This window comes from Pseudomonas fragi, from assembly GCF_002269505.1.
Lineage (GTDB): Bacteria > Pseudomonadota > Gammaproteobacteria > Pseudomonadales > Pseudomonadaceae > Aquipseudomonas > Aquipseudomonas fragi_D.
In genome coordinates this window covers 78198-92050 of sequence record NZ_NQKQ01000018.1, presented here as the reverse complement: position 1 = coordinate 92050, position 13853 = coordinate 78198, and the positions used below count along the sequence as shown (strand labels likewise).

The following is a 13853-nucleotide window of genomic DNA, read 5'->3' as shown; positions in this document are numbered from 1 at the left end:
GCGTCTCAAGCCTGTAAATGTGTAAACGATGTACCCGGTCAGATGTGTAAAGGATCTACCGGTCTCTACAGTGAGGGCGCTATGCTCAGGCGCTGTAGAAATACCCGCGGCTGCGCAATGCCACGATGCGCGGGCTGCCATCGGGGTGGGGGCCGATCTTTTTGCGCAGGTTGCTGATATGCATGTCCAGGCTGCGGTCGTACAGGGTCAGCTTGCGGCCCAGGGCGATCTGCGCCAGTTCCTGCTTGTCCAGCGGCTCGCCGGGCTGGCGCAGCAGGGCTTCGAGGATGCGGCTTTCGGAAACGGTCAGGGTGATGTCGCGCTGGTCGATGGTGACCACGCCGCGCATCGGGCTGAAACACAGGTCGCCCAGCTCCATCTGGCTGGACACGGCCGCCGGGTGGCTGCGGCGCAATACGGCGCGCAGGCGGGCGGTCAGCTCACGGGGGTCGCAGGGTTTGGCCAGATAGTCATCGGCACCCAGCTCCAGGCCCAGGATGCGGTCCAGCGGCTCGCCACGGGCTGAAAGCATCAGCACCGGCAGATCAGGGTGGTCGTTGCGCAGTTGCTTGAGCAGCTCAAGGCCGCTGCCGTCGGGGAGCATGACATCCAGCACCACGGCATCGGGGCTGGACTCGCTCAGCGCCTTGCGGGCACTGGAACCGTCGTGGCATGCGCGAACCTGAAAGCCTTCCTGGCTCAGCCAACTGACCAGCAGCTCACACAGCTCCTGGTCATCATCTATCAGTAACAGGTCGCTCATGACTTACTCGATTTGACCGGTGCCGACGCTGTTTGCGCCGGCTGCCGGTAAAGATACAGGTTACGGCAGGACTTGCTTGAACGGCTTGACGCTGACGTTGGCATAGACACCGGCGGCCACGTAAGGATCGGCTTCGGCCCAGGCCTGGGCAGCGTTCAGCGACTCGAACTCGGCCACGATCAGGCTGCCGCTGAAGCCGGCAGCGCCCGGATCATTGCTGTCGATGGCCGGGTGCGGGCCGGCCAGGACGATGCGGCCTTCGGCCTTCAGTTGTTGCAAGCGCTCAAGGTGCGCAGGGCGGGCAGCCAGGCGGGCTTCAAGCGAATTGGCGACGTCTGTTGCAATGATGGCGTAGAGCATGTCAGTCCTTGGTCTTGGGGGAGGTATCGGTCGGGTCGGTGTCATGCAGATGTCGCGACAGATAAATGCCCTGGGCGATCAGGAACAATACGGTCATGCCCAGGCTGCCGAACACTTTAAAGTCGACCCAAATGCTTTGGTAGGTGAACGCAACGAACAGGTTGGCAGCACCGCAGAACAGGAAAAACCCGATCCAGGCCACGTTCAGGCGGGTCCAGATGGCATCAGGCAGGCTCAGGGCGTGGCCCATCATGCGCTTGATCAGAACCTTGTCGCCGATAAAGTGGCTGCCGGCAAAGGCCAGCGCAAACAGCCAGTTCACCACCGGGGCTTTCCACTTAAGGAAAGTTTCGCTGTGGAAGGCCAGGGTCAGACTGCCGAACACCAGGCAGGCAATCAGGGTCAGCCATTGGCTTTTCTCGAGTTTGCGTTGCTTGATAAACAGGGCGCCATACACCACCAGCGAACTGATGATGAGCATCGCCGTAGCGCTGTAGATACCGCCGACCGACAGGCTGTGCCCGCCGATTTCGACGATGCGCGGCTCGATTTTGTAAACGATGAAAAACAGTAACAGCGGGATGAAGTCGATGAATTGTTTCACAGTGGCAGCCAGAAGCAGGATGTGGCGGCATAATAACAAACATCAATGACAGCGAAAGCGTCAGCTAGAGGTTATTAAATCCCCGTGGAAATTGACTTGCATTGCCATAGCACAGCTTCTGATGGCGCCCTGGCGCCTGCGGTACTGGTCGCGCGTGCGTTCGAGAAAGGTGTGCGAGTCCTGGCCCTGACCGATCACGATACACTTGAAGGCCTCGACGAAGCCCGCACGGCGGCGCAGGCGTTAGGCATGACACTGGTCAACGGCGTTGAGTTGTCCTGCACCTGGGGCGGGGCGACGATTCATGTGCTGGGTTACGGTTTCGATGTCAACGCCCCGGCGTTGGTCGAGGCCATTGCCAAATTGCATGATGGCCGCTGGCTGCGGGCTGAAGAGATCAGCCGCAAACTCGCACTCAAGGGCATGCCCGGCGCGCTTGAAGGCGCGCGGGCCATCCAGCAGGCCCTGGGCGACAGTGGCAATGCCCCGGCCCGTCCGCACTTTGCCGACTTTCTGGTGGAGGCCGGTTACGTCAAGGATCGCGCCGAAGCCTTCCGCAAATGGCTGGGGGCCGGCAAGCTGGGCGACGTCAAGTTGCACTGGCCGACCCTGGAAGACACCGTCGCCACCCTGCGCGCAGCGGGGGCCTGGGTCAGTCTGGCGCACCCTTCGCACTACGATTTCACCCGCAGTAAGCGCCGACGGCTGATTGGCGACTATATTCAAGCTGGGGGTCACGCTATTGAAGTGGTCAACGGGTACCAGCCGGCCGATCAGGTTGGCAGCCTGGCGATCCTTGCGCGTGAGTTCGGTCTGCTGGTCAGTGCCGGCAGTGATTTTCATGGTCCTGGGGGCTGGTCCGAGATCGGCGAATACCGGCCGGTACCGGAAGACTTGCCGCCATTGTGGTGTCGATTCAAATATGACAAGCCCACTGCCAACGTCTGAACAGGTAAACACTGTGAGTCAATTTTTCCAGATTCATCCGGAAAACCCACAACCGCGCCTGATCAAACAGGCCGTTGAAATCATCAAGAAGGGTGGGGTAGTGATTTATCCCACCGACTCGTCCTACGCCGTGGGTTGCCAGATGGGCGACAAGGGTGCGATCGAGCGGATCAAGCGCTTGCGTAATCTGGACGACAAGCACAACTTCACCCTGATGTGCTGTGACCTGTCGCAGCTGGGGCTGTTTGCCAAAGTTGATACCGGCATCTTCCGTCTGCTCAAGGCCCATACGCCGGGGCCATACACCTTTATCCTCAACGCCACCCGCGAAGTGCCGCGCCTGTTGCTGCACCCCAAGCGCCGCACCATCGGCCTGCGTGTGCCGAGCCATCCAATTGCGCTGGCATTGCTTGAAGAACTGGGCGAACCGCTGATGAGCGTGACCCTGATCCTGCCGGGCGAGAGCGAGCCGATGGAAGACCCGTACGAAATTCGCGATGCCCTGGAAAAACAGGTCGACCTGATCATTGACGGCGGCTTTGGCGGCAACAAGGCCTCCACTGTCATCAGTCTGGTGGACAGCGGTGACCCCGAGATCGTGCGGGTGGGCTGCGGCGATCCTCAACCCTTTATGGTCGAGGCCTGATGTCTGACGTAGAAGCACCTGAGGCCCAGGCCGGTGCCCAGCAAGAACTGTCCCTGGCCATGGTCTATGGCCAGGCAGTCATCGAAATGCCGCAAGACCTGTATATCCCCCCGGATGCACTGGAGGTGTTTCTCGATGCTTTTGAAGGCCCGCTCGACCTGCTGCTGTACCTGATCCGCAAGCAAAATATCGACATCCTCGACATCCCTGTGGCGGAAATCACCCGCCAGTACATGGGCTATGTCGAACTGATGAAAACCGTGCGCCTGGAGCTGGCGGCCGAATACCTGGTCATGGCGGCAATGCTGGCCGAGATCAAGTCACGCATGCTGTTGCCGCGTACGGCTGCAATCGAGGAAGACGAGGGCGACCCCCGTGCCGAGCTGATTCGCCGCCTGCAGCAATACGAGCGTTTCAAGGCAGCCGCTGAAGGCATCGAGGGGCTGAGCCGGGTAGGGCGCGAGATCTATGTGCCCAAGCTCGATGCCCCCGAAGCACGGGCGCGCAAGCTGGTACCGGATGTGGCGCTCGAAGAGCTGCTGATGTCGATGGCCGAAGTGCTGCGCCGTACCGACATGTTTGAAAGTCACCAGGTCAGCCGTGAAGCCCTGTCGACCCGCGAACGCATGAGCGACGTACTTGAGCGTCTCAAGGGGGGTGGCTTTGTGCCCTTTGTCGAGCTGTTTACCGCTGAAGAAGGCAAGTTGGGTGTAGTCGTGACCTTTATGGCCATTCTTGAACTGGTCAAAGAGTCGCTGATCGAGTTGGTACAAAATGAACCCTTCGCGCCGATCCATGTGCGGGCAAGAGCCGAATAAAGAGCTGAAACCATGAATTTGACTGAACCCCGCGAGCTGGCCCCCTTGCTTGAGGCCTTTCTGCTGGCCTCGGGAAAGCCGCAGAGCCTTGAACGCCTGTTCGAACTGTTTGAAGAGGGCGAGCGCCCGGAACCCCCGGTCTTCAAGAAGGCTCTGGAACTGCTGCGCAAATCCTGCGACGGCCGCGCCTTTGAACTGAAAGAAGTTGCCTCCGGCTATCGCCTGCAGATCCGCGAAAAGTACTCGCCCTGGGTCGGACGCTTGTGGGAGGAGCGCCCGCAACGGTACTCGCGGGCCATGCTGGAAACCATGGCGCTGATTGCCTATCGCCAGCCCATCACCCGTGGCGAGATCGAAGACGTGCGCGGCGTTGCGGTCAACAGTCATATCGTCAAGACCCTGCTGGAGCGCGAGTGGATTCGCGTGGTGGGTTATCGTGACGTGCCGGGCAAGCCAGCGATGTTTGCCACCACCAAGGGCTTTCTTGACCACTTCAACCTCAAGAGCCTCGATGAGTTGCCGCCGCTGGCCGAGCTGCGCGAGCTGGAGCCTGACCCGATTCTCGATTTCGACGATGCTCCGGTGCCTGCGCACTTGCAGGCCCTGGCCGACGAGAGTGCCGAGCCCGAAGAGCCAAAAGATGAGACCAGCTTCCGTACCTTGCTGACGGAACTGGACTCGATGGAAGAAGGTCTTAAAACCGACTTTGATGACTTGTTGCGTGATGCAGTGACAAGTGATGAGCCGCAGGCAGCAAGTGAAGAGCCAAAGCCTGAGCCTGAGATGCAAGCAGAGCCAGAGGCGCAACCACAACCGCAGCAACCGTCTGCGGCTGAACTGGCCCGCGAGCGATTGCGCGCTGCGGTTGCCGCACTTGAGCAGCGATCTGCCATGAGCGACGAAGAGCTTGAGGCTCAGGCGCTGGCCGAAGCCATCGAACAGGAGCGCCGTGAGCTGGAAGACTGACACCCCCCTGTGGGAGCGAGCCTGCTCGCGATTTGAGCGGCGAGATGTATCTGTACTGACGCAGCGATTTCATCGCGAGCCGGCTCGCTCCCACAGAAAAGCATTCGAGGTGTATTCATGAGTTCAACCAAAGACCCCTGCATCGGTGTTTGCAAATTCACTGACGACATTTGCCTGGGCTGCGGGCGCACAAAACGTGAAATCAAGGCCTGGAAGAAACTCGACAAGGACGATAAACGCACGGTGCTGGCAGAATCCGCCCTGCGCTTGCTGGCGCTTGAAGCCACCGGCCGGCGGAAAAGCAAGTGAGCCGGGCACTAAGTGACTGGCCGTTGATGCGTAATGGTCAACATCAGCGTATGATTCGCGACCCTCTGGGGCTCAGCAGAGCTCCAAGGCCCATTTTTAACACTTCAGGCGCTCGCCTGAATTGACACACCGGGAGGTGCCCAGATGAAAGATCTCGACCCTAAAGACGGCCAGGAAATTGGCCCGGCAGGCGAAAAACTGCAAAAAGTCCTCGCCCGTATTGGCGTTGGCTCGCGTCGCGATGTAGAGAGCTGGATCAGCCAGGGCCGCATCAAGGTCAATGGCAAGGATGCAACTCTGGGTCTGCGCGTAGACCTGCACGACGCCATCACCATCGATGGCAAGGTGATCAAGCGTGAAGAGGCAGCCGAATCGGTTCGCCGCGTGATCATGTACAACAAACCCGACGGCGAAATCTGCACCCGTGACGACCCTGAAGGCCGTCCGACCGTGTTCGACAAGTTGCCGCGTCCAAAAGAAGGCCGCTGGATCAATATCGGCCGTCTGGACATCAACACCACCGGTTTGCTGATGTTCACCACCGACGGTGAGCTGGCCAACCGCCTGATGCATCCTTCCTACGAAATGGACCGTGAGTACGCGGTACGTGTGCGTGGCGAAGTGGATGACGACATGATCGCGCGCCTCAAGGCCGGCGTAGTGCTGGAAGACGGCCCGGCGCGTTTCACCGACATCAAGCAGGCGCCGGGCGGCGAAGGCTTCAACCATTGGTACCACTGCGTGGTGATGGAAGGCCGTAACCGTGAAGTACGTCGCTTGTGGGAATCCCAGGGCCTGGTGGTCAGCCGCCTGAAACGCGTGCGTTTCGGCCCGGTGTTCCTCAACTCCGACCTGCCGATGGGCCGCTGGCGCGAAATGAGCCAGTTCGAAGTGGATATCCTCAGCGCTGAAGTCGGCCTTACGCCGGTTGCCATGCCTGAGATGAACGCCAAGAGCAAAGACAAGCTTGAGCGCATGCAGCGCAAATCCTCGCGCCCTGTGGCCCGTGGTGACCGTGTTGCCCGCGTGCTGCGCCCGGCTGAAGGTGCACCTGTTGCGCCGCGTCCGGCCCGCCAGCCGCATATCGAAGGCGAGCGTCCGGGCCGTCCGGCTCGCGATGAGTCGGCTCGTCCGGCCCGCAAGCCGGCAGGTCGTACTGACCGTGTGCCAGCAGGCCGTGGTGCGCCAGTTGCCGAGCGTCCGAGCGAAATCAACAAGCGTCCAACCAAGCCAACCCGTAACGGGCCAAAGCTGGTTGACGATGCGCCGTCGGGCAAGCGTCGTGGCGCTCCGGCAGGTTCGGGCCAGCGCCCGGGCTTCGGTCGTCGCAAGCCGCAGTAAGCGGTAAGCGCGGTACAAAAAACGCCAACCCCTCAGGGGTTGGCGTTTTTTTATGCCTGCGCAAAGCCATTACCTACCTGTAGTCGCTGAGGAGCGGAGCGAGGCTGCGATCGGCTGCGTAGCAGTCGTAAAGCCAGCGCACGCGGTGTGTCAGGTAAAACACATTGCCCGGATTCGCGACTGCTACGCAGTCGATCGCAGCCTCGCTCCGCTCCTCAGCGACTACATAGGAATGTTTCACTTTTAAAGTGGCAAGTAATCGTTACAGCCTGTCAACAAATTCATACGAATTCAGCCACTTACCGACCCTAAACCGCTGAAATCACCCTGCTGTAATGAAAATTTTCCGAGATTTACAGAATTAGGACAGTTCCTACATAAATTGCGGCTTGTTTCGTATTGCAATCGGCTGTGTGATGGGATCTTGCCTTCGTGCGGGTGTACAATGCGCCGCGTTTTAACTGTGACTCAATTGCGTACCCGCGCATTTTGCCAAGGCTACCCGCCTTGATAATTCCGCAATGCCATAAGCGTTGCGGGTTCGATTCCGTCACAGATAAAAACAAACAGGTGACGCATGACTCGTGAAACAACCTTGGATTCCTGGCGTCTGCGCTGGGGTTTGATTTGTGTTGTAGACCCTTCGATCACTGCCTCTGGTGCTCAAGTTACAACGCACTGAATCACATCAAACCTTGTGTGGGACCTTTTCAATGAGTGGAAATACCTCGCATTCGGGCGAGCTTAAACGCGGCCTGAAAAATCGTCATATCCAGCTGATAGCCCTCGGTGGCGCGATTGGCACTGGCCTGTTCCTCGGTTCGGCCGGGGTGCTCAAGTCGGCCGGGCCGTCCATGATTCTGGGCTATGCGATCTGCGGCTTCATTGCCTTTATGATCATGCGCCAGCTTGGCGAAATGATCGTCGAAGAGCCGGTTGCCGGTTCATTCAGCCACTTTGCCCATAAATATTGGGGCGGTTTCGCCGGTTTTATGTCGGGCTGGAACTGCTGGGTGCTCTACATCCTGGTGGGCATGTCGGAGCTGACCGCCGTCGGTAAATACGTGCACTACTGGTGGCCGGAGATCCCGACCTGGGCCTCGGCAGCGGCCTTCTTCGTGCTGATCAACCTGATCAACCTGACCAACGTCAAGGTGTTCGGCGAGGCTGAGTTCTGGTTTGCGATCATCAAGGTCGTGGCGATTGTCGGCATGATCGCCCTGGGCAGCTACCTGCTGGTCAGCGGCAGCGGTGGTCCGCAGGCATCGGTCAGCAACCTGTGGGAACACGGTGGCTTCTTCCCGAACGGGACGACCGGTCTGATCATGGCCATGGCCTTTATCATGTTCTCTTTCGGTGGTCTGGAAATGCTCGGGTTCACCGCAGCTGAAGCCGACAAGCCGCGCACCGTGATCCCGAAAGCGATCAACCAGGTGATCTACCGCATCCTGATTTTCTACATCGGTGCCCTGGTAGTTCTGCTGTCGTTGACCCCGTGGGACTCGCTGCTTGAAACCCTGAATGCCGGTGGCGACAGCTACAGCAGCAGCCCGTTCGTGCAAGTGTTCTCGATGCTGGGCAGTAACACCGCTGCGCACATCCTCAACTTCGTGGTCTTGACCGCAGCGTTGTCGGTGTACAACAGCGGTACCTACTGCAACAGCCGCATGTTGTTGGGTATGGCGCAGCAGGGCGATGCGCCGAAAGTGCTGGCCAAAATCGACAAGCGCGGCGTGCCGGTCAACTCGATCCTGGCCTCGGCGGCGGTGACGGTGATTGCAGTACTGCTCAACTACCTGATGCCCCATGATGCGCTGGAGCTGCTGATGTCGCTGGTAGTGGCCACCCTGGTGATCAACTGGGCGATGATCAGCTACTCGCACTTCAAGTTCCGCCAGCACATGGACAAGACCGCACAAGTCCCGTTGTTCAAGGCCCTGTGGTACCCCTATGGCAACTACATCTGCCTGGCATTTGTGGCGTTCATCCTGGTGATCATGTTGCTGATCCCGGGGATTCGCGTGTCGGTGTACGCGATTCCGGTGTGGGTAGTCTTTATGTGGGTGTGCTACCTGATCAAAAACAAGCGCGCGGTGCAGGCATCGGCTGCGGCTTACAGCTCTGCTAAATAAGCTGAGCGGTTAATCCACCAAACCCGGCCATTGCGCCGGGTTTGTTGTTTGTGGGGTATCCTTAAGGCCCTGAACGCGGACCCTTTTTTAATGCTGGTGATTTCCAATAACGTGCATATCCCTGATGCCGAGATCGAACTGTCAGCCATTCGCGCCCAGGGTGCGGGCGGGCAGAACGTCAATAAAGTTTCAAGTGCCATGCACCTGCGCTTTGATATCCCCAATTCGTCGTTGCCGGATTTTTACAAAGAGCGGCTGCTGGCGTTGCGTGACAGCCGAATTACCAGTGATGGCGTGCTGATTATCAAGGCCCAGCAATACCGCACCCAGGAGCAGAATCGGGCTGATGCGCTGGAGCGTCTGGCGGAGTTGATCGTCAGCGCGACCAAGGTCGAGAAAAAACGCCGCCCGACCAAGCCGACCCTGGGCTCAAAAAAGCGTCGGCTGGAATCCAAGACCAAGCGCGGCAACATCAAGGCCGGGCGGGGCAGGGTGGATTTTTAAGCTGGGCTTTTAAGATCAAAGGCCCCTCACCCGAACCCTCTCCCGGAGGGAGAGGGGACTGATTTGTGGTAATAGTGAGTTCGCCTGCGGTCAGCTCCCTCCCTCTCCCTCCGGGAGAGGGTCGGGGTGAGGGTGCTTTTTATCAGGTGCGCGCAGCTTGGGCCTGGCGATACAAATAAACACTCAGCAATAACCCGCTGAATGCCGCCAGCGCCGCAAACAGAAATATCGACGCAAAGCCGAACCCTGCTGCCACGGCGCCCACCAGCGGCCCGGTGATGCCCAGCGACAGGTCGATAAACAGCGAATACGCACCCACCGCAGCACCACGGCTTGAGGCTGGCACCAGGTTGACGGCCTCAACCCCCAGCGCCGGGAATACCAGCGAGAACCCAAAGCCGCTCAGGGCTGCTCCCGCCAAGGCCAACTCCGGGTTGGGTGCCAGCCACAGCAACAGCAGGCCCAGGGTTTCAACGCCCAGGCAGGCAATTGCCACGCGAAAACCGCCGATGCGGTTGATCAGATTGCCGAACAGCAAACGCGCACTGATAAAGCTGGCGCCAAACAGGCTCAGGCACAGCGCTGCGTTTTCCCAGTGGTTGGTCGCGTAATACAGGGTGATAAAGGTGGCGATGGTGCCAAAGCCGATTGAGCCCAGGGCCAGTCCGGTGCCGTGGGGCAACACTCGCCCCAGTACATGTAGAAATGGCAGGCGTACGCCACTGACAATGGGGGCCGCCAGTTTTGGCCAGGCCAGCAGTACGCCCAGCGCACCCAGGAGCATGATGCTTACCCCCAGGCTCCACATGCCCAGGTGGCCGACCATGACCACGCCCAAAGGCGCGCCAATGGCAATCGCGCCGTAGCTGGCGATGCCATTCCAGGAAATCACCTTGGCCGTGTTCTGTGCGCCGACCCGGCCAATGCCCCAGCCGATGGAGCCGGAGCCCACCAGGCTTTCCGCGCTGCCCAGCACCAGCCTGCCGATCAGCAGGCTGGCAAGGCTCCAGGCCGGCATGCTCGTCAGCCAGGTAGACACCAGCATAAACACGCCGCTCAGGCCGCAGCCGGCCAGGCCAATCATCACGGCGCGCTTGCTGCCCCGGGTATCGATAAAGCGACTGGCGTACGGACGACTCAATAGTGTGGCCAGATATTGCACGCTGATCACCAGCCCGGCGATCACAGTGCCGTAACCGAGATGGTTGTGCACGTAACCCGGCAGCACGGCCAGTGGAATACCGATGTTCAGATAGCCGATAAAGGTAAACAGGACGATGGAAACCACTTGCAGCGTGATTGCCATGGGGCGCTGTGTTTCAGGCATGGGGTAGGGGTCCTGCGGGGAGCGGTTGGTGCAGATTATAGTGGCGTAACCAGTTGTGTCGCGATTAAAGCGGCCAGGGCATTTTCCTGGGTGCCGAAGCGCTTGAGCAGGAGCGCTTGCTTCTCGGGGCTGAGGCGCTCCCAGAGGTCGATCATTTTCTCGGCGGTGCCGATCAGCACGCTGGCCTGGGTGTCGCTGAAAGTGTCAGTCACGCTTGAATCCGGAATAGGGGGGTGGAGCAATTGTGTCAGACGGTGTGAAAAACTGAATGCTTTTCGCACCGTCTGATTGTGCGCCGTCAGTCTTCGCTGTCGGCCTGCAGGCTTTCAGAAGCCTCGTCCAGTGCGGGGTTTTCGCCACTGGTGTGTTGCGGGGTTGGCTGCTCGGTTTCGTGCAGGCTTGGGAAGGGGAGGTTTGGGATCTCGTGCATCGTCGCGCTCCTCGTAAGGTGTGTTTTAAGTAGCTTGCTAAGGATACAGGAGGGAGTGTGACAATTTGTCTTTTTATTGCGTCTGGGGGGATTTGTAGCGAACTTTTCATCTGACGGCGTAAGAACCCTGTAGTCGCTGCCGAAGTCTGCGGTGAGCTCGAGAGAACGGGTTGCTCCGCAACCCTTCGCAGCCTTCGGCAGCGACTACAGGTACAAAATCAGCGGGTACACACCTGCGCTATGGCCTTGGCCAGCAGGTTCAGGCGCGTGCCGTCGACCCCGGCCATATTGGCGCGCCCCGAGCCGACCATGTATACGCTGTGTTTCTCGCGCAACAACTGGACTTGCTCCTGGGTCAGGCCGGTGTACGAAAACATCCCGCGTTGCGCATTGATATGAGCAAAGTGCTCAGCCAGCCCGAACGGTGTCAGGGCTTCGACCAGGCCGCTGCGCAATTGCGCGATGCGGCTGCGCATGGCTTCTACTTCGTCGATCCACAGTTTTTTTATCTGTGCATCACCGAGAATCGTCGCCACCACCGCCGCGCCGTGATCCGGTGGGTTGGACCACAAGTTGCGCGCAATATAGGCCAGTTGGCTGCGGATGTCGGTCAGCTTTTCGGCGTCATTGGCACACACAATCAATGCACCGACCCGTTCGCGGTACAGGCCGAAGTTCTTCGAGCACGAGCTGGTGATCAGCACTTCCGGCAGTTCACGGGTGAACAGGCGGGTCGACCAGGCGTCTTCCTGCAGTCCGTCGCCAAAGCCCTGGTAGGCAAAGTCGATCAATGGCAGCAGTTCACGACGGCGTACCACGTCCAGCACCTGCAGCCAGTCAGCCTGGGACAGGTCAAAGCCGGTCGGGTTGTGGCAGCAGGCGTGCAGCAGCACCACATCGCCCTTGGGTGCGTGCTCCAGCGCTTCGAGCATGGCCGCTACATTGAGCGTGTTGTCGCTGCCCACATAGGGGTAGTGACTGATCTTCAGCCCGGCTGCGGCAAAGATGGTTTCGTGAATCGGCCAGGTTGGATCGCTCAGCCAGATGCCACGGCCCGGCAAGCATTGCGCGATAAAATCGGCGCTCAGGCGCAAGGCCCCTGTACCGCCCGGGGTCTGGGTCGCTGCAGCACGCTTGCTGGCCAACAGGGGCGAGTCTTCGCCCAGCACCAGTTCGCTGATCAGTTGCCCGAATCGGCTGTCACCATGACCGCCGATATAGGTTTTGGTCTGTTGCTGATCCACCAGGCGCTGCTCGGCCAGCTTTACCGATTGCAGGATCGGCGTCAGGCCATTGGCGTCTTTATAGACGCCCACGCCCAGGTCGAACTTGTCCGGGTTGCTGTCTTGCTGGTAGGCGTCCATCAAACCGAGGATCGGGTCGCCCGGTACCCGACCAATATCGGCGAAGTGCATTACTTGCGACCTTCAGCAGTTTTGGCCACTTCGTCGGTGCGTGCGGCCATGATGAAGTCGTTGCGGTGCAGGCCCTTGATCGAGTGGCTCCACCAGGTCACGGTGACCGAACCCCATTCGGTCAGCAGACCCGGGTGATGGCCTTCAGCTTCGGCGATTTCACCCACGGCATTGGTAAAGGCCAGGGCGAATTTGAAGTTCTTGAACAGAAAGACCTTTTCCAGCTGCATGATGCCGTCGCGAACTTCGATGTTCCAGTCCGGGATCTGTTTGATCAGGATCGGCAACTCTTCGTCGCTGACCTGTGGAGCATCGGCGCGGCAGGCTTCGCAGTGGGCTTGGTTCAGTGCGTTCATGGTGGATTCCTGAAATCAGTTTTTATAGATGACTAAAAAGGGTTAAGCCGCTTTCGGCTTGGGCGTGAATTTCGGCGCGTGCAGGCCCAGGGGCATGCCTTTTTCGACCATACCCATGATGTCTTCATGGGCCAGGTCAAACAGTCGCTTCAAGTCCGGCAGGACAAAATACAACGGCTGCAAAATATCGATGCGATACGGCGTGCGCATGGCTTCCAGCGGATCGAAAGCCTGATGTTCCGGCTCTGATGACAGGCTGTAAACCGTTTCTTTGGGCGACGACAGAATCCCGCCACCGTAAATGCGTTTGCCTTCAGGCGTGTCGACCAGGCCGAACTCGATGGTCATCCAGTACAGGCGTGCCAGATACACCCGTTGTTCTTTGCTCGCCTGCAGGCCCAACTTGCCGTAGGTGTGGGTGAATTCGGCAAACCACGGGTTGGTCAGTAGCGGGCAGTGGCCGAAAATCTCATGGAAAATATCCGGCTCTTGCAGGTAATCGAGTTCTTCGGGGGTACGAATAAAGGTGGCCACCGGAAACTGCTTGTTGGCCAGCAACTCGAAGAAGGTCTGGAAGGGGATCAGTGCGGGTACCCGGGCAACTTGCCAGCCCGTGGTAGCGCCCAGGACCTGATTGATCTCGTCGAGTTGCGGGATGCGGTCGTGGGGCAGGCCCAGCTTTTCGATGCCTTGCATGTACTCGGGGCAGGCGCGGCCTTCCAGCAGTTTCAGCTGGCGGGTAATCAGCGTGTTCCACACCGCGTGTTCAGCGGGTGTGTAGTCGATAAAGCCATTGGCATCAGGCTCACGGGCGACGTATTTCGTTTGCTTCATGGGGCTCTCCGCAAGGAAATCGTTTTTATTATTCGGTGTTGTTGCGATGCCTTAGTGATACCCCAAGTGAATGTCCTGTGCAGCTAGCCTAAAGCCGGTA

General features: G+C 59.2%; 17 protein-coding genes. 8 read left to right on the top strand and 9 right to left on the bottom strand.

Annotated elements, in window-relative coordinates; all coding sequences use genetic code 11:
- Positions 1-85 precede the first annotated feature (85 nt).
- Genes CJU81_RS16335 through CJU81_RS16325 form a run of 3 tightly spaced genes read right to left on the bottom strand, consistent with a single transcriptional unit; the run spans position 86 to position 1727 of the window.
- On the bottom strand, positions 86-763 hold the full coding sequence (locus tag CJU81_RS16335) for a response regulator transcription factor (protein WP_016781609.1): 678 nt from the start codon (positions 761-763) through the stop codon (positions 86-88).
- Between the two features lie 60 nt (positions 764-823).
- On the bottom strand, positions 824-1123 hold the full coding sequence (locus CJU81_RS16330; RefSeq protein WP_095002642.1) for a YciI family protein: 300 nt from the start codon (positions 1121-1123) through the stop codon (positions 824-826).
- A 1-nt stretch (position 1124) separates the two neighbouring features.
- Positions 1125-1727, bottom strand: coding sequence for a septation protein A (locus CJU81_RS16325; RefSeq protein WP_095037465.1), 603 nt, complete (start codon positions 1725-1727; stop codon positions 1125-1127).
- Between the two features lie 84 nt (positions 1728-1811).
- On the opposite strand from CJU81_RS16325, the gene CJU81_RS16320 reads away from it, so the two are divergent.
- The 8 genes from CJU81_RS16320 to arfB all read left to right on the top strand — a co-directional run bounded on the left by CJU81_RS16320 (position 1812) and on the right by arfB (position 9391).
- A complete protein-coding gene (locus CJU81_RS16320; RefSeq protein ID WP_095028767.1) occupies positions 1812-2675 on the top strand; it encodes a PHP domain-containing protein in 864 nt (287 codons plus the stop codon).
- 13 nt (positions 2676-2688) lie between these two features.
- On the top strand, positions 2689-3321 hold the full coding sequence (locus CJU81_RS16315; protein ID WP_088377747.1) for an L-threonylcarbamoyladenylate synthase: 633 nt from the start codon (positions 2689-2691) through the stop codon (positions 3319-3321).
- A 119-nt stretch (positions 3322-3440) separates the two neighbouring features.
- Positions 3441-4139: a segregation and condensation protein A gene (locus CJU81_RS16310; RefSeq protein WP_176464635.1), complete on the top strand. Its 699-nt coding sequence runs from the start codon at positions 3441-3443 to the stop codon at positions 4137-4139.
- Between the two features lie 12 nt (positions 4140-4151).
- Positions 4152-5105, top strand: a complete 954-nt coding sequence (scpB, locus tag CJU81_RS16305; RefSeq protein WP_095037463.1) for an SMC-Scp complex subunit ScpB — start codon at positions 4152-4154, stop codon at positions 5103-5105.
- A gap of 117 nt (positions 5106-5222) precedes the next feature.
- Positions 5223-5414 carry a DUF1289 domain-containing protein gene (locus CJU81_RS16300; RefSeq protein WP_088377745.1) on the top strand — a complete coding sequence of 64 codons (192 nt, stop codon included), beginning with the start codon at positions 5223-5225 and terminating at the stop codon, positions 5412-5414.
- A gap of 144 nt (positions 5415-5558) precedes the next feature.
- Positions 5559-6755: a 23S rRNA pseudouridine(2605) synthase RluB gene (rluB, locus tag CJU81_RS16295; protein ID WP_088377744.1), complete on the top strand. Its 1197-nt coding sequence runs from the start codon at positions 5559-5561 to the stop codon at positions 6753-6755.
- 713 nt (positions 6756-7468) lie between these two features.
- Positions 7469-8887 (top strand): amino acid permease, encoded by a 1419-nt coding sequence (locus CJU81_RS16285; RefSeq protein ID WP_095037461.1) that lies wholly within the window; start codon positions 7469-7471, stop codon positions 8885-8887.
- Between the two features lie 90 nt (positions 8888-8977).
- On the top strand, positions 8978-9391 hold the full coding sequence (gene arfB, locus CJU81_RS16280) for an alternative ribosome rescue aminoacyl-tRNA hydrolase ArfB (protein ID WP_095037460.1): 414 nt from the start codon (positions 8978-8980) through the stop codon (positions 9389-9391).
- A gap of 142 nt (positions 9392-9533) precedes the next feature.
- Here arfB and CJU81_RS16275 read toward each other — a convergent pair whose 3' ends face one another.
- The 6 genes from CJU81_RS16275 to phhA all read right to left on the bottom strand — a co-directional run bounded on the left by CJU81_RS16275 (position 9534) and on the right by phhA (position 13753).
- The gene (locus CJU81_RS16275) at positions 9534-10718 is read right to left on the bottom strand and encodes an MFS transporter (protein ID WP_095037459.1); all 1185 of its coding nucleotides are present in this window, start codon (positions 10716-10718) and stop codon (positions 9534-9536) included.
- 35 nt (positions 10719-10753) lie between these two features.
- Positions 10754-10930 (bottom strand): hypothetical protein, encoded by a 177-nt coding sequence (locus CJU81_RS24090; RefSeq protein ID WP_095002633.1) that lies wholly within the window; start codon positions 10928-10930, stop codon positions 10754-10756.
- Between the two features lie 86 nt (positions 10931-11016).
- Positions 11017-11148, bottom strand: a complete 132-nt coding sequence (locus CJU81_RS24260; protein ID WP_016781597.1) for a hypothetical protein — start codon at positions 11146-11148, stop codon at positions 11017-11019.
- Positions 11149-11366: 218 nt separating this feature from the next.
- Positions 11367-12563, bottom strand: coding sequence for an amino acid aminotransferase (locus CJU81_RS16265; RefSeq protein ID WP_095037458.1), 1197 nt, complete (start codon positions 12561-12563; stop codon positions 11367-11369).
- Entirely contained in the window at positions 12563-12919 is a 357-nt protein-coding gene (locus CJU81_RS16260) for a 4a-hydroxytetrahydrobiopterin dehydratase (RefSeq protein ID WP_016781595.1), read from the bottom strand. Before CJU81_RS16260 ends, CJU81_RS16265 begins: the two co-directional genes overlap by 1 nt.
- Positions 12920-12961: 42 nt before the next feature.
- A complete protein-coding gene (phhA, locus tag CJU81_RS16255; protein ID WP_095037457.1) occupies positions 12962-13753 on the bottom strand; it encodes a phenylalanine 4-monooxygenase in 792 nt (263 codons plus the stop codon).
- Positions 13754-13853 lie beyond the last annotated feature (100 nt).